This window comes from Methanobacterium sp. SMA-27 (genome assembly GCF_000744455.1).
Classification (GTDB): domain Archaea; phylum Methanobacteriota; class Methanobacteria; order Methanobacteriales; family Methanobacteriaceae; genus Methanobacterium_B.
In genome coordinates this window covers 403,192-421,802 of the sequence record NZ_JQLY01000001.1, presented here as the reverse complement: position 1 = coordinate 421,802, position 18,611 = coordinate 403,192, and the positions used below count along the sequence as shown (strand labels likewise).

Here is an 18,611-nt window from a genome sequence, read left to right as displayed (position 1 = left end):
AATTAGATTTGTTAATCAAATTTTAGCTCTTATTTCCATTAATTCATCCACAAGTTCTGGATTTTTAATTCCAGGTTTATCTTCAACCCCGGAATTTACATCAAAATAATCCAAAACATTTTCGTGTAATTCTATATCATTTTTAATTCTTTCTGAGTTTATTCCACCAGCTAAGAATATTTTTATATCATGATTGACATTTTTAGCAATTTTAACAACTTCTAATACCATATTTGTAGGAATTTGGAGTCCTGTACCTCCGCTTTTCCCTTTAACTTGGTAATCAAAAAGTAATGCATCGCATATTTTCGCAAAGTTTTCTATCTCTTTTACTTTAGAACTGGAAAATTTGAGCTCATCATCCTTCATTTCCAGTGATTCATTGGATATTCCAATAGCCCGTATAACAATGATATTTCTTTCAAGGAGTGTTCTTTGAAAACCTTCTATCCATTTTAAATATTTTATTTGGTTTTTTGAAAGAGAATGTAGCTGAACAATTCTTATCCCTGTTTTTTTCATTTTCATTACAACTTCTTCAGGATTATCGGGTTCCAATACAAGAACTGCCCTATTTTTATCCTTCATACTGGAAACCAAAGTTTTGATCTCTTGTAGCGTTACAAATCTCTTGGATCTTTTAATGTTAATAAATCCAATAAGATTGGCTCCAGATTCTTCACACTTAGAAACATCTTCAAACCGAGTTATACCACAGATTTTAATCTTCATTTCTAACAATCCTTGATCCTTTCACAGAACTTATTATATTGGTTGCTGCGTTTAACATGCCATCATATCCCTTGACACCCATTATAGATGTCCCTATAAGAAGCGCATCAACCCCAAAACTTGATAGATAATTAGCATCTTCAGGACCTTTAATTCCGCTTTCTGATACTAAAATAACCTCTGAAGGCACATATTTGGCAAGTTTCGCAGTTGTTTTCAAGTTGACATTGAAATCATCAAAGTTTCTGTTGTTTATACCAATAATATCTGCACCCACCTTCAAAGAATGAGATATTTCCTCTTTGTTTTTACATTCAACAAGAGGGTTCATATCAAGTTCCCTACAAATAGTAATTCCTTCCTCAAGATCTGGATAAATATTATTCATCAACAGTACTGAACTTGCACCTTCAATTTTTGCCTGATATATCTGATATTCATTTATTAAGAAGTCCTTTCTAATAATTGGAAGTTTTGTTAAGTTATAAGCTGATCTAAGATTATCTAAACTTCCCTTGAAGTGCCTATTTTCTGTTAGAATTGATACTGCAGATGCACCCGATTTTTCAAATATTTCCAGTGCATTCTCAAGATTAGAATTGGATATATCTCCCATTGATGGTGAAGCTGGTTTAAATTCACATATAACAGCAACATCGTTACCTTGATCCAGCGATTGTTTGAGATCTTTAACATCTGCTTGAGTATTTGAATCAGGATTTGTGTTCTTAGATAATCTGTAAGATTCAATTTCATCTTTAAGTATATTTAATGGTTTTAATTCCATTTCTCTTTGAAGATCTTGCCTTCTATATTTTATTATGTCCTCAAATTGTACCCCGTTATTTTGAGTGGTCATACAAGGATCTCCACAAAGTTTTCTAGTAATTTCATACCTTGTGATGTCCCAACGGATTCCGGGTGGAATTGAAGACCAAAAATAGGTTTATCTCGGTGTTTAATTCCCATTATCATGCCATCGTTGGTTCTTGCAATAATTTCCATGCATTCTGGTTTTGTTTCATCTTTGCAGAATAATGAATGGTACCTTGCAGCAGGAAGTGGATTTTCAACTCCTTTGAAAATCCCATCTTCAGTATGGAATATATTACTCTGTTTACCGTGAACAGGTTCATTTCGTGTGATTTCACCACCAAATGCCACAAATATCCCCTGATGTCCCAGGCATACTCCCAAGATTGGTATTTCAGATCCCAGTTCTTTAATTACATTCATTGATATTCCAAAGTCCCTGCTGTTTTCAGGAGTGCCTGGACCAGGTGAAATTATTATTCCCTGAGGTTTAAGGATTTTTATCTGTTCTACTGTTATTTCATCGTTTCTTTTAACTACTATATCACTATAAATTTCTCCAACCATCTGGAATAGGTTATAGGTAAATGAATCGTAGTTGTCAATGATCAATATCATTCAATTTGCCTCCTTTTGCTAGAGGTGTTTTTTGAATCTAAATTTTTATGACCTGCATTATTAAGTGCACTTATTAAAGCTCCTGCTTTGTTTTCACATTCAATGTATTCCTCTTTAGGTATGGAATCATGTACTATTCCTGCACCTGCCTGTATTTTGGCATTGTTTCCTTCACATACCATTGTCCTTATGGTTATTGCAAAATCTGCATTCCCGTTTAAAGAGAAGTATCCTACTGCTCCTGCGTATGGACCCCGGGGTAAGTTTTCCATTTCATCAATAATTTCCATAGCCCTTATTTTAGGGGCACCGCTGAGTGTTCCAGCCGGAAACATTGCTTCAAAAGCATCTACGGCTGTTTTATCTCTTCTAAGCTTTCCCTGAACACGCGATACAATATGCTGTACATGGGAGAATTTTTTCACACCCTTATACTCTGGTACCATTACAGTTCCAAATTCACTTACCTTCCCTACATCATTTCTAGCAAGATCAACCAGCATGAGATGTTCTGCTCTTTCTTTATCATCTTCAAGGAGTTCTTTTTTAAGTTTCTCATCTTCAGTTAATGTTTTTCCCCTCTTTCTGGTTCCAGCTATTGGAAAGGTCTCAACCATTCTATTCTCCACTCTCACCAGCATTTCAGGACTTGAGCCAATTATTTCGTTTTCTCCAAGTTTTAGATGGTACATGTATGGTGATGGATTTATTCTTCTGAGGCTGTCATAGAAAGATAATTTATTCCCTTTTAATTCATATTCCCGTGCATTTGATATTACACCCTGGAATATTTCACCTGCTTTTATTCTTTCTTTTACTTCTAAAACCATCGATTCAAATTCCTGCCTTGAGAAGTGATGATTTTTTTCCCTGTATTGTAAACCCTCTATTTCGTATTCTTGCTTTGAAATATTTTCAATTTCTTCTAATCTGTTTTCACCCAGAGTTACGTATTCACATTTATTTCGAATTCTGTCGAATATTATCCCATCCAAAAACAGCCCAAACTCAAAATCTGGTTTTTCACCTTGCTGTAGCTGGATCGGTTGGAAGTGTCTTGCAGCCTCGTAGGAAACATATCCTACCAAACCTCCTCTAAATCCTTTTTTACCTGTCGCATTGGAGGTAAGTTTTCTTATTTCATCAAAGGGATTTCCAATCTCTATTTCGTCTATTTCTCCATCCTTTTCTATTTCAAGGATGTTTCCCCGTGCCCTTAATATGGCTGATGGTTTAAATCCTAAAACTGAAAATCTTGCAAGTCCACTATCACTTTCCATTGATTCCAATAGAAATGTACTGGAATAATTTGAGTATAAATTCTTGAATAATTCAAAAGGAGAATCAAAATTAAGATCCATACTTTTAGGTTCGTTTATTTTTATATTATATTCGCCAAAAACATTCACTGCCTTTCATAGTTTCACCTTATATTACTATAAATAGCTATACAACAAAGTACTATTTAAAGCTTTAGAGTACAAATATGTACATATATTTATATAGGTTTAATTACTATACTAATTAATTGTGAGACAATGTGGGACAGAATAAAACATAACTTCGATAAATTCCCTGCACGTATGGCTGTAGCAAGGAAAATAGTTGAACTAGGATTAAGAGTTGGAGATAACGGTAAAATATATTGTGGAGACGTGGAAATAAGTGATGTTGCCCTTGCTAGATCAGTTAATGTTGATAGAAGAGCCATAAAGTCAACTGTTGATGTAATACTTGCAGATCCGCAGTTAGCTGGAATATTTCAGAATATATTTCCCGCAGGAACTTTGTTGAAAAACATTGCAAAGAATCTTGGATTTGGTGTTGTGGAAATTGAAGCAGAAGCTGGAAATTCCGGAATACTTGCTAGATCAACCGAACTCATATCAAGAGAAGGAATCAGTATAAGGCAAGCACACGCTGGAGACCCCGAACTTGAAGAAAACCCCCGATTAACAATAATAACAGAAAAACCTATTCAAGGAGAACTTATAAATGAGTTTTTGAATATTTCTGGTGTTAAAAAAGTATCAATCTACTGAGCATCTCTTTATTTAACTTATAATTAATTTTAAATATACCAGAACTATATCTGGAATTATTAATTTTTTTGTTAATAGGGAATATGAAATTTAGTTATTTAAGAAAATTTATAGAATAAAAAAAAAATAATATTTAGTATACCACTTTTAAAATAAAAAGAATAGAACTAAGGAATCAAAATTGATTAAGTTCCTTTTGCTAACTCTTTATCTTCTTCATCTAGAACTTTTAAGAGTTCATCCCATGCTTCGAGTGATTCTTTAGCTTCTTGATCTGATAAAACTTCTATAGCATATCCTGAATGTACCAAGACATATCTACCTATATCTAAGTCTCCAACTAAGTCTAATTTGGCCTGTTGCCTTACTCCGCCAAAGTCAACTGTTGCCACGTTATCTGTGATATCAACTATTTGTGCTGGTGCTGCAATACACATATCAATCTCCTCTGTTAATTTGATCTACAATAATCCCGTTTCTAAATCTTAATTTAAGCAAATTAATTTAGAATACTGAATAAAATTTAAATATTCTATTTAAATTTAATAGTTTTATTATGTGCTTTAACCATATAAACAATATGTTCTGGAGGGAGAATATGAATGTGGTAATAGTTGGCGGAGGATCAGCAGGTAGAACAGCTGCCATTGAAGCAGCTACAATAGGTGAAAACGTCACCCTAATAGAAATGGATAAAATTGGGGGAAAATGCCTTAACACCGGATGTATGGTGGTATGCGGCCTTAATGATGTTGCTAGATTTATAAAAAATGCCCAGAAATTTAATCAAATGGGGATCACAAATTCAAACTTCAAAATAGACTTTGAAAAGGTAGCAGAAGGAATAATAAATACTACAGGGAAAATAAGGGGAGTTATTACTTCTGAAACAAAAAAAGCAGGAGTTAATATTGTTTATGGTAATGCTGATATAAATGAAGGATTAGTATCTGTTGATGGTAAAGAATATCCCTACGATAAATTGATCATCGCTACGGGTTCATATGCATTTATTCCACCAATAAAGGGAGTAGAATATGCCAGAATATATAAAGATGTGTTAGATTACAAAGATGTTCCAGGAAAATTGATCATTATTGGAAGCGGGACTATAGCAACAGAATTTGCAGGTATATTCTCTGCAATGGGCTCTGAGGTCCACATATTATCCCGTGGGAGTTTCTTGAAACAAGTTGACCAAGATATTAAAGATTATATTGTTAAAAAACTCCTTAAAGGAGTAGAAATACATGAAAATCTTACTGCAACTGAAATTTATCCCGATGGTGTTTTAACAAAATCAGGACGCATGGATGGAGATGTTCTTCTGGCCGTGGGTATGATCCCAAACTCTGAACTTGTAAAAGAACTGGTTGAAACAGGAAAAAAGGGAGAAATAATTGTAAATAAAAGGATGGAAACAAGTCACCCCAATATTTATGCTGCAGGGGATGTTGTTGGAGGTATAGGAACTACTCCTGTGGCTAGAATGGAGGGTGTTATTGCTGCCCGTAATGCATGTGGAATTGCTGCTCAAGTAGATTACAGATTTATTCCTTCTTCAATATCATTATACTATGATGTGAGTTATATAAATTCAAACGAAAATGGTGTTGAGGGCCATATACCCGGATCAGCTGGTCCTGGAGCCTTTTGGAATGTTCTTGATAGAGAAACAGGAATAACAAAGGCTGTTGTCGATGTTGAAAAGGGAGATATTAAAGGTGTTTCTTCTATATCCCCATCTGCCCGTACTGTGTTGGCTTACACGTCCAAATTTATGAGGGATGGTAAAAAAACGTATGATTTCGATGATTTTGTTGAAGCTCATCCATCAACAGATGCTGTATACAAATTAATGAGATTCTTCTCCAAGTTTGGATAAAATATTATTTTGAATTAGATACCAAGGTGATCAAATGTCTGAAAATGATTCTTTTAAAAATAATGAAAATAGAATAGCTTTAAAACCATTCAGTGAAGTTACAGAGTTCCATGGCCATGTTTGTCCAGGTTCTGCCATTGGATATAAAGCTTCTGAAGCAGGGTTAAATGAACTTAAATCTAATATATCACAAGACGAAGAGATTATTGCCATTGTTGAAAATGACAGTTGTGCAGTTGATGCTGTACAGGTAATCACAGGTTGCACATTTGGTAAAGGTAACTTAATATTTATGGACCATGGTAAACAGGTTTATACATTCATTAACAGGACCACCAATGATGCCGTGAGAGTATCTTTAATGGATTCATTCAGTGTAGATACTCTGGCTCCCGAACTTGGTAAATTAAGATTCAAAGTAAATTCTGGAATTGCAAACGAACTTGAAAAGGCAGATTTAAAGGAAATGATCAATGAAGTTTCCAATGAGATTCTTGAAATTCCATACAATGAAATGTTCCATGTTGAGCATGTTAAAGTGGACATACCCAAAAAAGCAAGAATTTTCACATCTCTCAAATGTTCGCAATGTGGTGAAATGGTTTCAGAACACCGATCCAGAGTAAAAAATGGACAAATTATTTGTATACCATGTTTTAAAGAGTGAACTACCCCTCCCTTTCGGAAGGAGCTTCTTCCTTCATTAAATTCCACTAATGTGGTTTTTTTCAGAGAAGCTTTTAATTTCCGTAGTTCCTACGGTACTGATTAGATTAAGTGTAGTATGCTTGGTTATCGCATACGATACTATTAATTATTGTTAAACTATTATTTATATGTAGTGGTTGGATTCATCCCACCCTCACGGATGGGGTCTTCTCCAACATTAAGATAAAATAATCATATCCCATAAAAAAAATATAAATCCTTTATTTATTTTTAAAAAGAAATAATTTAAGAATTAAATTTAATAAAAAAAAATAGATTAATATTTTTTTATTTTTTATTCATCCTTTTCAGCAAGAAAAATGCTATGACTGCAATAACAATTATTACAACTATTACAAGGGCCAATATTCCAAAAAGTCCTATTAATCCAAGTTTTCCCAAAAATCCTATTTTTCCTATGGCCAGTCCTTTTAATATGGGTACGCTAAACATGAAAACACCTCAATTTTTATTTTTACCATTTTATTATATTTCATTGAGTATATAAATTATAATTACTTGAGGAAAAAGTGGTTATTTCTTTTTTGCACGAGCACATATTATTCTGGCAATCTTGTCAGATGATTTTAGAACTTCTTCACCATATTTTACAGCATTATCCTTCATCTTGTCCATGTTTGCAAATGCCTCGCCAAGAACTTCTTCCAAATTTTCTAGTTCACTTTCAAGTACTGCTCCTTCAAAAACTGCTGCGAGATTATGATAACGACCATATTTCACTTTAAGGAGGGCTATAACAGGTATGCCCCATGTCATGGCCTCATGTATCATCATACCATCGTCAGTAAACACTGCAATATCAACGATCTTATAAAGATCGTTTATCCAGTTAATGTATCCTAGATAGATAAGTTTGTTGTTATCAATTTTGTTATCAAAATACTTTTTATACTCTTCTTCAAGAGGTTCACCAACCAGTATTATGTTCGCTTTTATCCCACTTTTACCAATGTTTGAAGCTGCAACTGCCATTTTTTCAAAGATTGTTGATCCCGATGATAGGAGTATGGTTGGTAAGTTTTCATCAAAGGCATCAGGCATATTTTTCAATGCATTTTCTCTATTTCCAACTATTATTTCTGGATCTACAGGAGAATATGCTTTATTTATATTTTTATTTTGCAATTCAGTTTGAAAGAGATTGGATTCTGGAAGTGCTACTGTAGTGGTTATTTTTGTGCAGACTTTTGCATCTGTAGGTGTATTCAGAATACCGATGGAGGGTATGTTGGTAAGTTTGGCTGTTAAACATCCTACAACCGCACCTCCCCCTATAACTCCCACAACTATGTCTGGATTTATTTTCCTGAACATTTTCGCAGTTTCAATCACAGCCTTCCCTGTCTTAAATCCTGCATTTACAAGTGTTTTTTTGGTTGCGGCATGTCCTCCTGCTTGTGGAATGCTGGTTTTATGCCATTCAATTCCTTTCTTTTTAAAGAGTAAACCTGGTGCAGTGTGGTCGAGTGCAAATTCACTTTGGAAATCATACTTTGATAAAGCCTTTGCAATGTTGATGGCTATAACAGCATCTCCGCCTATTCCTCTACCTGTAACTACGAATAATGCCTTCATATTAAATCACCTATTATAAATAATCTTAAAACTTCGTTACGAATTCATTAGAATTTGATGAAATATATATTAGAATTTTATTTTAATGAAAATAGGGCTATCAACAAACTTTATAATTACCTCTAGATAATCAATTACTTTTTATTGTTATATTTAAGTTTTCTTAAAATATTTTGCATTTTCCAATCACGTCAATATAATGGCTTGAAAATCTAATATTTGAACTTAAAAATATAATCTTTAACTAATACATATCTGACATCTTATTGTTTAGATAAAAAGATAGATCATTAATTATCCCATGTTGAGGTCATGAATTAATTGTTTTATGGTGTTTAACTTAGTTTAAATTGGGCATTAATATGATTAAATTGTGTTGTAACTATAGAATTAAAAATGATTTTCTGATAATACTAAAACATAGAAAAATTTAGACGGAATATGGATTGTACACGAGTCTTCTAAATCCTATATGTATTAAAAACCTATTTTTTATAGTTATAACTCTTTTTTTCAGGATAAGTCTGCGTAGAAGATCACCTAATCCTCCTCCAGTTAAAATATCCATGAAATAATCCCCATAATTGGGATTTTTTATATTTAAATTCTTTTTTAAGAATTGATTCAGATTTTTTCTGCGTATAAATGCAATTAACATCACTGTAACTAAAATTAAAATGATGGTGATGATAAGTGTCCCATATACTCCTGTTCCAGTTGAATTCCCAATAATGCTACCTAAAAATGCAAAAGATATACCTAAACCCACTGCAAATGAATGATTACCTATTTCACCCATCATAATCTTTCCTTTATAATCCAATGGTGCGTAACCAATACATACTGCAAGCAAAAGGAGCACAGGATAATAGATGGTTGATGTAAGTGCGAAAATTGCAATGAGGACAGTTAAACACATTAATATAATTGTTGAACAAGCTGAGCCCGGTTGCATGTCTGCTATGTTTAAAGGTTGTATCATAAGAGCTATGAGTATTGATACGGGGCCGAAATAGAAATAACCTATAATCATTACCATTAACATTCCCATGCCCCTTGAAAGTTGACCAATTTCTATTTTTAATTCTTTAATCCGTTTTCTGCCAATAAGATCATCGATAAATGCAAATATTCCTATCGTTGCTATTAGATAGTTGCCTGGAACCGGGAAAAATAGAATCAGAATTAAAAATGGTGCAATTCCAACAGCTCTTGGGGTTCCTCCCCTAATAGATGTGTATAGGTTTCTCCCGTACCTTGTAAACAGTTCTTTAAAAATTATGGTGAGAACCGCTGAAAGTAAGAAAAGTATCAGTATGTCAATCATAGTAATATCCAAATTTACACCTTTCCTTCATCGATAGTGAATTAATTTAAGCTATATCTCAATAATGCTGCTATACCACCAAGTGCTGAGAGCTGTTTCCCACCGTCGTGTTCACTACTTATTATCATTACTTTACCACCCATGTTTTCAACTTGATCCATGAGATTCTCAATATTCCTTTCACGTACCATCTCATCAATAACAAGCAGAGTTTCTATAGCTCCGGATTGTGCTGCTTTTTTGACCTCTTTTTTACCGTATGTAACTGTCTTAGAGGATTTGCCTATTTCTTCTAACACATCTTCAACTAATCTAATTTCATGTGCTATCCTTCCCTCTGTTGCCATTTTTTCAATTAAACCCTTTTTCAGTACTTCAGCTATCCCTGCTCTTCCTCCAGCTCCTGTACTTTCAAGAAGGGATATTTTGGCAAGATCAGAATATTTCTGGTTTAAAAATTCAAAAAATTCACCCCTTGAAAATCCGGGTCCTGCAAGTACAATGACCTGCACATCATTGAATCCTTTAATTGTCTCTGCTAACTCTGTAAAAAAGTCAGTTATTGCCTGTTTACGGTTTTTTTGGACAATTCTCTTCCCGGACACACTCCCCATTATAGGGCCCACATAATCTATCCCATACTGCCTTATAATACCAATGTCTGCAATATCATCTTCAATCGCAACAATAAGTGCAGATGGTTTTTTAGATGCCTTCATAGCATCTTTTAGTCGTTTAATATTCCATTTAGACCATCTTTCTTTTTTTATCTTTACAGAATTTTTAAGTTTCAAATCTAGTGTATGATGTGATCCCAATGGAACCAGATCTTCGGGTCCCTGTTCTATAGTGCCTGTGGCCCTGAGTTTTCCTGTGTACTTATGAAAACTTATTTCTTCAACCCTGACACCCATGAAAAATGTTTTTTTAATTCCCCTATCACTTCTTAATCGCTCACCAGTTGAATCTTGAATCCTTCTGCTAGTTAATGATGAAACTAAGTCTCCTTCCTTTATTATATGTGATAAGTGCCATAAATCATCCAGTGTTTCTGGAACAACTTCAATAACGCCTTTTTTAGTATCCTGATAAACAATACGCACTTTAAACACCACAGTTAAATTTGAATGAGTAGTAATTTTAATTTCTTTTATTACACACAGTTATTTTTATTGTAAAATTTCTATTTATCTACTAAATTTTAAAAACACCATATTTAATATATTTCATTTGAAATGTCCTAACTTTTTTTTATTTCTTTTTATTAAATAACTAATGTATTACTAATTTATTAAAAATGATTAATTTTTATAATACTTCAAACATAAGAATTAATTGGAGGAGATAAAAAATGGTTAATGAAATAGAAGTAAGGATAAAAAAAGCTTTAAATGGAGTAAAAGCATGGCAAAGGGTTCCTACATCAGTTAATGGGATTTTTTTGGTTAAAACTCCCGAAAAAGCTGGTAAAGAAACTTTTCTGGTTGAAATAAATCCAGAAGATGAACATGGCAATTTAATTAAAAGAAGAGGTTTGTTCTTAAAAAGTCTTTTAGAACTTGAACAATTCAATAATGCAATGGAAAATGGGAAATTAAAAGAAGTATTAGGAGCACTTGAAAATATATCTGAAGTAAATGAAGAAGAAAAGATAGAACCAGTAAATTTATAAAAAACTTGATATTCCATTATATACTTAACATAATCTGTATCCACATTCTAATTTATTATGTATTTGATTAGAAGATATGAAATTCTAGGTAATAACCGTATTTTTTTATATCTTGATGTTAATAGACATATCAAGAATTATGGGATTAAGTAAATTGTAACATTCTTAAAATTAATTTAATGGGGAACATTCTTTTGAAAATAGCCGTAATTGGAGGCACTAGAGGCCTTGGAAAGTGGATAGCTACGTTTTTAAGTAGAAAAGGTTTAGATATAGTTGTTACTGGAAGAAACGAAATTACTGGCGAATCAGTGTCTAAGAAATTAGGTGTAGAGTATATTCAAGATAATATTAAGGCAGCATCCAATGCAGATATTGTTATTATATCCGTACCCATTGATGCTACACCAGACACCATTAGAGAGATTGGACCTGTAATGAAAGAAGGATCCTTAATTATGGATGTCACGTCTGTAAAAAAGGAACCTTCAGAAATAATGCAGGAATATGCAGCTAAAGGTGTTGAAGTTCTCCCTTGCCATCCCATGTTCGGTCCTAGAATTAGAACTCTTGATGGGCAGGTAATTGTGCTGACACCTATTAAAACGGGGAAATGGTATAATAAAGTATTTCAATTTCTTGAATCAGAAAATGCTAGGATTATCGTCACAACTCCAGATATACATGATAGGATGATGAGTATAGTACAAGGGCTCACTCATTTTACATATATTAGTATTGCAAGGACAATTGAAAAACTAGATATAGATATTAAAGAATCTAGAAAATTCGCAAGCCCAATTTACAATTTAATGTTAGATACAATTGCTAGAATAACTGCACAAAATCCTTATTTAGTGTATTCTATACAGACTAAGAACAGTTATATCAAAGAAACACATGAAACTTTCCTAAACACATTCACCGAACTTAAAGATCTGATCGCTACTGAAAATCAGGAAGAGTTTGTTAGTTCAATGAGTTCTGCAGCAAAACATCTTGATGATCTTGAATCTGCTCTGGGAAGATCAGATAAAGCTATATCTGTTCTTACTGAAGAGGTGAGTACCCTCAAAAAACAGGTGGGCCGAGAAGTGGGTTTGAGACACATCTACTCAGGAAAAGTACACATAGGGATTTTAGATAAACTTACACCAGATTTTTTAACATTAACAAAAAACAAATCCTCTACTCGTCTTAAATTATCTAATGTAGAAGTTTTAAACAATGAGGAACTCCTCCAATGGAAGTTGGAAAATTACACAAAAAAAAGTTACGATATTTCTGGGATTTTTCCAAAAGGATGCAATCCAGATATTATAGCCAATACAGTCAACAATTTACAAGACGTAGTTGAGGCCAAAGTAATAGACACTTACCAAGGCAATCAGATTCCCCAGGGAAATGTAAGCGTTACAATAAGATATTCTATAATAAATGAAAATGCATCCATTGCAGTAGAAAAATTGTTAAGGGGATTTGGAAGCCAAATACGCTAGATTTTAACCCATTCCAAGACCATTCATTATAATTTTAGTTATTTTTAGTTAATTTTGGATTTACTAAGTTTATGTTAATTTTTTGTACTATAAAACTATTAGAATGTTAATTTTTTTTTATTATTACTAATTATTAACATTCGACAAATTTTTTAACACTAAAACACAATATATATATGTTAGAAAAAACAAGGTTATAGTAACATAAGTTAACTAAAATATAAATAGAAGTTAAAATCTTTTTTATACGATTATAATTATTCAACCTGACATACGGATAGTAAATGGAGGGGTTTTAAATGGAAAATAAAGAAATGAAATTAAAAGTAGCAGAAGCCTTTTCACAGGCAGATGTTGGAAGGTCAATTGCAAGAATTGATCCTGCATGTATGCAGAAACTCGATCTCCTTGATGGAGATATCATTGAAATAGAAGGTAAAAAATTAACCGCCACCAGAGTCGCATCTTCACAATCAGATATAGGCCTGGGAATTATAAGAATAGACGGGTACATAAGAAAAAATTCTGGTACCTCAATAGGCGAAGAAGTAATTGTTAGACGTGCAGATTATAAAGAAGCCAAAAAAGTTGTATTAGCACCAGTCGAACAACAGATCATGATAAGAGGAGAAGTAAAACCAGCATTTCTAGGAAGAGTGCTCACAATGGGAGACATGATCATAACAGGTGTGAGACAACAACAACAGCAAACAATGAGGACAGGAGGACTGTTCGATGAATTCTTCAGAGATGTAGCACCTATGGGTGAGATAAAACTCGCAGTTGTTTCAACAAAACCAGCTGGTGTAGTCCAAATAACAGATTTAACCGATGTAGAGATTCAAACCGAACCAGTTGACGTTTCAAAGCTTGAAGGAGTAAAAAATGTAGTTGATGTAACCTATGAAGATATAGGTGGCCTCAAAGAGGAAGTTAAAAAAGTAAGAGAAATGATAGAAATTCCTCTAAAAAGACCAGAACTCTTTGAAAGATTGGGAATTTCCCCACCTAAAGGCGTTTTAATGCATGGACCACCAGGAACAGGAAAAACACTCCTTGCAAAGGCAGTAGCAAACGAAAGCGATGCACATTTCATAACCATTAACGGGCCAGAAATAATGAGCAAGTATGTTGGAGGATCCGAAGAGAGGTTAAGGGAATTATTTGAAGAAGCTGAAGAAAATGCCCCATCAATCATATTCATAGATGAAATCGATGCTATCGCTCCTAAAAGAGAGGAAGTATCCGGAGAAGTTGAAAGAAGAACAGTTGCACAGCTACTCACACTTATGGATGGTCTTAAATCAAGAGGACAAGTAGTTGTAATAGGTGCAACCAACAGACCAGATGCACTTGACCAAGCAATAAGAAGGGGCGGAAGATTCGACAGAGAGATCGAAATCGGAGTTCCAGATAAGGATGGACGTGGCGAAGTTTTACAGATACACACAAGAGGAATGCCACTTGATGATAAAGTTGACCTCGAGGAAATGGCAGACACAACCCACGGATTTGTAGGAGCAGATCTTGAATCACTGTGTAAAGAAGCTGCAATGAGAGTTCTAAGAAGGGTAATGCCCGATATAAAGGGAGATGAAGAAATATCTTCTGAAACTCTTAAGAAAATTATTGTAACCAAATCTGATTTCAAAGAAGCTCTTAAAGAAGTACAGCCATCTGCCCTGCGTGAAGTACTTGTACAGGTCCCTGATATAAAATGGGATGATATAGGAGGACTTGAAAGTGCAAAACAGGAGCTTCAAGAAGCTGTTGAATGGCCTCTCAAATATCCTGAGAGTTTTGAGAAGTTTGGTGTAAGACCTCCAAGGGGAGTTTTGATCTATGGACCACCAGGAACAGGAAAAACACTCCTTGCAAAGGCAGTAGCAAACGAAAGTGATGCCAATTTCATAGCAGTAAAAGGGCCTGAATTACTTTCAAAATGGGTTGGAGAATCTGAAAAGGGTATTCGCGAAGTATTCAGAAAGGCTCGACAGACAGCACCAACAGTTATATTCTTTGATGAAATAGATTCAATAGCATCCACTAGGGGAGGATCCAGCACAGATTCAGGTGTTACACAGCGTGTTGTAAATCAACTATTAACAGAAATAGATGGACTCGAAGAGCTTCAAGATGTTTCTGTTATAGCCGCAACCAACCGTGTGGATATACTTGATCCCGCATTAACTAGACCTGGCAGATTTGACAGACATGTTAAAGTTGATGATCCAGATGAAAATGCTAGAATAGCCATATTCAAAGTACACACCGCTAAAATGCCATTAGCAGATGATGTTGAACTTGAGGTTTTAGCAAAAAGAACAGATGGATTTGTAGGGGCAGATATAGAAGCGGTTTGTCGTGAAGCTGTAATGCTTACCCTTAGGGATAACCTTGAATCTGAAAATGTAAATATGAAACATTTCCAGGATGCAATGAAAAAGGTTAAACCCAAAAACGAAGCAGATCTCAGCCATTATAGATAAACATCTAAATAAATTATTCAACAAAATCAATTGAATTAGGGGGAATTCCCCTAATATTTCTATTTTTAATCATATATTTCTAATTTAGAGTTCGTTCCAAATTTAATAAATATTTTTTATGCTTAATTTAAAAAGTTTAAATATACACAGATCATATATTAAATTTAATTGAAAAAAAATTACTATCCATTTTTAAACTCATTTAGATATTTTATTTACTTGAATAACAATTTTGAAGGATGAAACCATGAGTTACAATGTAAAGGATATATCATTAGCACCGGAAGGTAAAAGGAAGATTGAATGGGTTCAAAGACACATGCCAGTTCTTGAACATATAAAAAAAGAATTTCAGGAAGAAAAACCATTTGAAGGCATTACAATTGCATCTTGCTTACACTTAGAACCAAAAACAATTAATCTAGGTCTAACTCTCCATGAAGGAGGTGCTGAAGTTGCAATGACCGGTTGTAACCCGCTTTCAACTCAAGACGATGCAACTGCAGCTGGTGCTGCATTAGGACTTCATATGTATGGTTGGAGAGGCGAAACAAATGAAGAATATTATGAAAACATAAACAAGGTACTTGATCACGAACCAGACATCTTGATTGATGATGGTGCAGATATGATATTCCTTGTCCATAGAGAAAGGAAAGAACTGATGGATAAGATAATTGGAGCTTGTGAGGAAACAACAACCGGAATATACAGACTGAAATCAATGCACCAAGATAAAGCATTAAAATTCCCTGTAATGGCTGTAAATGATTCATATATGAAGTACCTCTTTGACAATCGTTATGGTACAGGACAATCTACTTTTGACTCCATAATGGGTTCAACCAATGTATTGATCGCAGGAAAGACCATCGTGGTTTGTGGATATGGATGGTGTGGTCGTGGCGTGTCCATGAGAGCAGATGGTTTAGGTGCCAACGTTATAGTAACAGAAATAGATCCAATAAGAGCACTTGAAGCTAGGATGGACGGTTACAGAGTTATGACAATTAGAGAAGCTGTTAAAGAAGCAGATATGCTTATAACAGTTACTGGAAATGTTGATGTTGTATCTGGAGATGATTTCAAATATATGAAAGATGGTTGCATATTAGCCAACTCAGGACACTTCAATGTAGAGATCAACAAAGAAGACCTAGAAAAGATGTCTAAATCAACTAAAATGATGAAACCAGATATAAAAGAATTTGTAATGGAAGATAACAGGAAAATATACCTCTTAGCCGATGGAAGGTTAGTTAACCTTGCAGGCGAACATGGACAGGGGCATCCAGCAGAAATAATGGACATGAGCTTTGCAATGCAAACCCTCGCAGCCAAATATCTCTTAAACAACAAACTTGAAGTAGGAGTCTACAAAACCCTAGATGAAACAGATATTCATGTAGCAAAACTTAAATTAAAAGCCATGGATATTAAAATAGATAGTTTAACCACTGAACAGGTTGCTTATCTCAAAAATTGGGAAGAAGGAACATAATAAAAAGGATTTACCCTAAAATTAAGAATTCGGGATATTATGTTCTCAAAGGTAATTGATAAAGGATCAGGACCTACACGTGTCTTCATAGGAGGAGTTCATGGAAAAGAGGGTTTAACAACCCTAAATCTAATTCAACTTCTTGATGAAAACGATGTTAAAGATGGAAAACTCCTTCTTTACAATTGTACTGAAAGCAAATATATTAGCACCTTAAACCCCCTCTATTATCATTCTCCAATGGGTGAAAAGATATTAAAACTTATAAAAACCCATAAACCTGAGATATACGTTGAATTACACTGTTATAAACCTGAGAGTTACCTTAAACTCATAGACATAGAAAGGAAAAAAAAGGTAGGTGTACCTCCTTTAATAGAACTGGAGCATAATGTTCTAATAAGTTCTGTGGCACCATACTTAAGAACCAATTTTTTTAAAAGGAATGATGTATGTATTACTCTTGAAATGCCTTGCAGACCAACAGAAAATTCAACAAATGTTTATCTTGAAGTGATGAAGGCAATAGCAGGTTCAAGGAATAGATCAGAATTTGAAGATAAACTTAAAATTAAATATCCTTCACAAGTAATAAGAGCCCAGAGATATGCTGCAGAGTTTTTTGGAGAATATCCTGCTTTTTAACTATTTTAATTAAAAAAAATAAAAATTATAAATTTTATCCAAACCAGTCCTTAAGACTCTTCTGTTTGTTGTCTATTTTTTTGAATTTATCAAGAGCACTCAAAACCCTGGCCTCTGAAAAGTCATGATCACCACATAAAAAGCGAACAACTCCCCCAGTATCCGGGGATTTCCATTTTAAACTATAATTTGGTTCAACCTCATGTTTAAGGAATATATTCCTTAAAATTTCTGGTTCAACTTCCATTTCAATGTCAAGCTCATTTATTACATTAAAAATATTTTCATGTTCTTTGATAAGTTTTAATCCTGTTTTTGCACCAATTCCTTTAACTCCCAGATTAAAATCTGTTCCAACAAGTATTGCAACATCAACGAGTTGTTCCCTAGTTATTCCAAGATTTTCTAATACCTTTTTTAAGTCAATTAATTCAAGATTTGACTTTCCACCAGTTATAGTTAGGTTTCTAACCATTTTTGTGGCACCGAAGAGTATACAATCGTAATCCTGTGATCCAACACACCAAGCATCCCCATTTTCAACCATATACGATGCTTGAGCTTCACCTTCACCTCTAGCTTGTATATATGGAACTCCTAATAATTCTAGAAGTTTTTTAGACCCTTCAACAATTTTTGGAGACATCCTTGAAGTTCTAACAGCATATTTTCTTGCATCTTCTATTCTGCCCTCTTCAAGAGCCTTTTCCATTTTTTTCTGAGATTCTTCCTTTACTTCTCTTCGTTTATCCTGAGTACCCTTTTTCAATATATCTGAAGTACCATCAAAGATATATACCGGCCTGATACCCTTTTCAATGAGTGATGAAGTTCTGTAAAGTATTCCACTAAAATGTGATGTGATGTTACCATTTTGATCCATTAATGGTGTTCCATCAACCTGTCTTATACTCGAAAGAAATTGATAGATTATATTTGCTGCATCTAATGCAACAATTTTAGATTCTAATTGTTCAAATTTTATACTTTCAGGGGATATTATATCTCTGAATTTTACGCCCATTTTAACCACTTGTATCCAGTTTAATTTCTAGAATAAACTTTATCAAAATTAAATCTATAA

General features: G+C 33.9%; 18 protein-coding genes. 8 read left to right on the top strand and 10 right to left on the bottom strand.

All coding sequences use genetic code 11. From position 1 onward, the window contains the following. Positions 1–15: 15 nt before the first annotated feature. The 4 genes from DL91_RS02130 to trpE are packed head-to-tail and all read right to left on the bottom strand — an operon-like array spanning position 16 to position 3,572. Positions 16–732 carry a phosphoribosylanthranilate isomerase gene (locus DL91_RS02130; protein WP_048190051.1) on the bottom strand — a complete coding sequence of 239 codons (717 nt, stop codon included), beginning with the start codon at positions 730–732 and terminating at the stop codon, positions 16–18. Further along, positions 722–1,591: an indole-3-glycerol-phosphate synthase gene (locus DL91_RS02125; RefSeq protein WP_048190050.1), complete on the bottom strand. Its 870-nt coding sequence runs from the start codon at positions 1,589–1,591 to the stop codon at positions 722–724. Before DL91_RS02125 ends, DL91_RS02130 begins: the two co-directional genes overlap by 11 nt. Next, positions 1,588–2,163 carry an aminodeoxychorismate/anthranilate synthase component II gene (locus DL91_RS02120; RefSeq protein WP_048190049.1) on the bottom strand — a complete coding sequence of 192 codons (576 nt, stop codon included), beginning with the start codon at positions 2,161–2,163 and terminating at the stop codon, positions 1,588–1,590. The genes DL91_RS02125 and DL91_RS02120 overlap by 4 nt, the downstream gene beginning before the upstream one ends. Beyond that, positions 2,160–3,572: an anthranilate synthase component I gene (gene trpE, locus DL91_RS02115; protein ID WP_048190048.1), complete on the bottom strand. Its 1,413-nt coding sequence runs from the start codon at positions 3,570–3,572 to the stop codon at positions 2,160–2,162. Before trpE ends, DL91_RS02120 begins: the two co-directional genes overlap by 4 nt. Before the next feature lie 129 nt (positions 3,573–3,701). On the opposite strand from trpE, the gene DL91_RS02110 reads away from it, so the two are divergent. After that, positions 3,702–4,205 (top strand): amino acid-binding protein, encoded by a 504-nt coding sequence (locus DL91_RS02110; RefSeq protein ID WP_048190047.1) that lies wholly within the window; start codon positions 3,702–3,704, stop codon positions 4,203–4,205. 185 nt (positions 4,206–4,390) lie between these two features. On the opposite strand, the gene DL91_RS02105 is transcribed toward DL91_RS02110, so the two are convergent. Next, positions 4,391–4,642, bottom strand: a complete 252-nt coding sequence (locus DL91_RS02105; RefSeq protein WP_048190046.1) for a HypC/HybG/HupF family hydrogenase formation chaperone — start codon at positions 4,640–4,642, stop codon at positions 4,391–4,393. Between the two features lie 161 nt (positions 4,643–4,803). On the opposite strand from DL91_RS02105, the gene DL91_RS02100 reads away from it, so the two are divergent. Both DL91_RS02100 and DL91_RS02095 read left to right on the top strand, forming a co-directional pair. Continuing rightward, on the top strand, positions 4,804–6,090 hold the full coding sequence (locus DL91_RS02100) for an NAD(P)/FAD-dependent oxidoreductase (RefSeq protein ID WP_048190045.1): 1,287 nt from the start codon (positions 4,804–4,806) through the stop codon (positions 6,088–6,090). 34 nt (positions 6,091–6,124) lie between these two features. Continuing rightward, the gene (locus DL91_RS02095; protein WP_048190044.1) at positions 6,125–6,757 is read left to right on the top strand and encodes an FmdE family protein; all 633 of its coding nucleotides are present in this window, start codon (positions 6,125–6,127) and stop codon (positions 6,755–6,757) included. A 329-nt stretch (positions 6,758–7,086) separates the two neighbouring features. On the opposite strand, the gene DL91_RS13275 is transcribed toward DL91_RS02095, so the two are convergent. The 4 genes from DL91_RS13275 to DL91_RS02080 all read right to left on the bottom strand — a co-directional run bounded on the left by DL91_RS13275 (position 7,087) and on the right by DL91_RS02080 (position 10,824). Continuing rightward, positions 7,087–7,251 (bottom strand): hypothetical protein, encoded by a 165-nt coding sequence (locus DL91_RS13275; RefSeq protein WP_156095886.1) that lies wholly within the window; start codon positions 7,249–7,251, stop codon positions 7,087–7,089. Between the two features lie 81 nt (positions 7,252–7,332). Continuing rightward, positions 7,333–8,394, bottom strand: a complete 1,062-nt coding sequence (locus tag DL91_RS02090) for a glycosyltransferase (RefSeq protein WP_048190043.1) — start codon at positions 8,392–8,394, stop codon at positions 7,333–7,335. A gap of 430 nt (positions 8,395–8,824) precedes the next feature. Continuing rightward, positions 8,825–9,721 (bottom strand): cell wall biosynthesis protein, encoded by an 897-nt coding sequence (locus DL91_RS02085; protein ID WP_048192317.1) that lies wholly within the window; start codon positions 9,719–9,721, stop codon positions 8,825–8,827. Between the two features lie 41 nt (positions 9,722–9,762). After that, entirely contained in the window at positions 9,763–10,824 is a 1,062-nt protein-coding gene (locus tag DL91_RS02080; RefSeq protein WP_048190042.1) for an mRNA surveillance protein pelota, read from the bottom strand. Between the two features lie 248 nt (positions 10,825–11,072). Here DL91_RS02080 and DL91_RS02075 point away from each other — a divergent pair, with 248 nt between their 5' ends. The 5 genes from DL91_RS02075 (at position 11,073) to DL91_RS02055 (ending at position 17,527) form a co-directional block, all read left to right on the top strand. Then, positions 11,073–11,393: a hypothetical protein gene (locus DL91_RS02075; protein WP_048190041.1), complete on the top strand. Its 321-nt coding sequence runs from the start codon at positions 11,073–11,075 to the stop codon at positions 11,391–11,393. 194 nt (positions 11,394–11,587) lie between these two features. Further along, complete coding sequence (locus DL91_RS02070; protein WP_048190040.1) at positions 11,588–12,892, top strand: prephenate dehydrogenase; 1,305 nt, start codon at positions 11,588–11,590, stop codon at positions 12,890–12,892. A gap of 299 nt (positions 12,893–13,191) precedes the next feature. Further along, entirely contained in the window at positions 13,192–15,381 is a 2,190-nt protein-coding gene (locus tag DL91_RS02065; RefSeq protein ID WP_048190039.1) for a CDC48 family AAA ATPase, read from the top strand. Positions 15,382–15,628: 247 nt separating this feature from the next. Continuing rightward, positions 15,629–16,882 (top strand): adenosylhomocysteinase, encoded by a 1,254-nt coding sequence (gene ahcY / locus DL91_RS02060; RefSeq protein WP_048190038.1) that lies wholly within the window; start codon positions 15,629–15,631, stop codon positions 16,880–16,882. 39 nt (positions 16,883–16,921) lie between these two features. Further along, positions 16,922–17,527 carry a DUF2119 domain-containing protein gene (locus tag DL91_RS02055; protein ID WP_369792045.1) on the top strand — a complete coding sequence of 202 codons (606 nt, stop codon included), beginning with the start codon at positions 16,922–16,924 and terminating at the stop codon, positions 17,525–17,527. Between the two features lie 34 nt (positions 17,528–17,561). Here the strand turns inward: DL91_RS02055 and fen are convergent, their stop codons facing one another. After that, on the bottom strand, positions 17,562–18,551 hold the full coding sequence (fen, locus tag DL91_RS02050) for a flap endonuclease-1 (protein ID WP_048190036.1): 990 nt from the start codon (positions 18,549–18,551) through the stop codon (positions 17,562–17,564). Positions 18,552–18,611 lie beyond the last annotated feature (60 nt).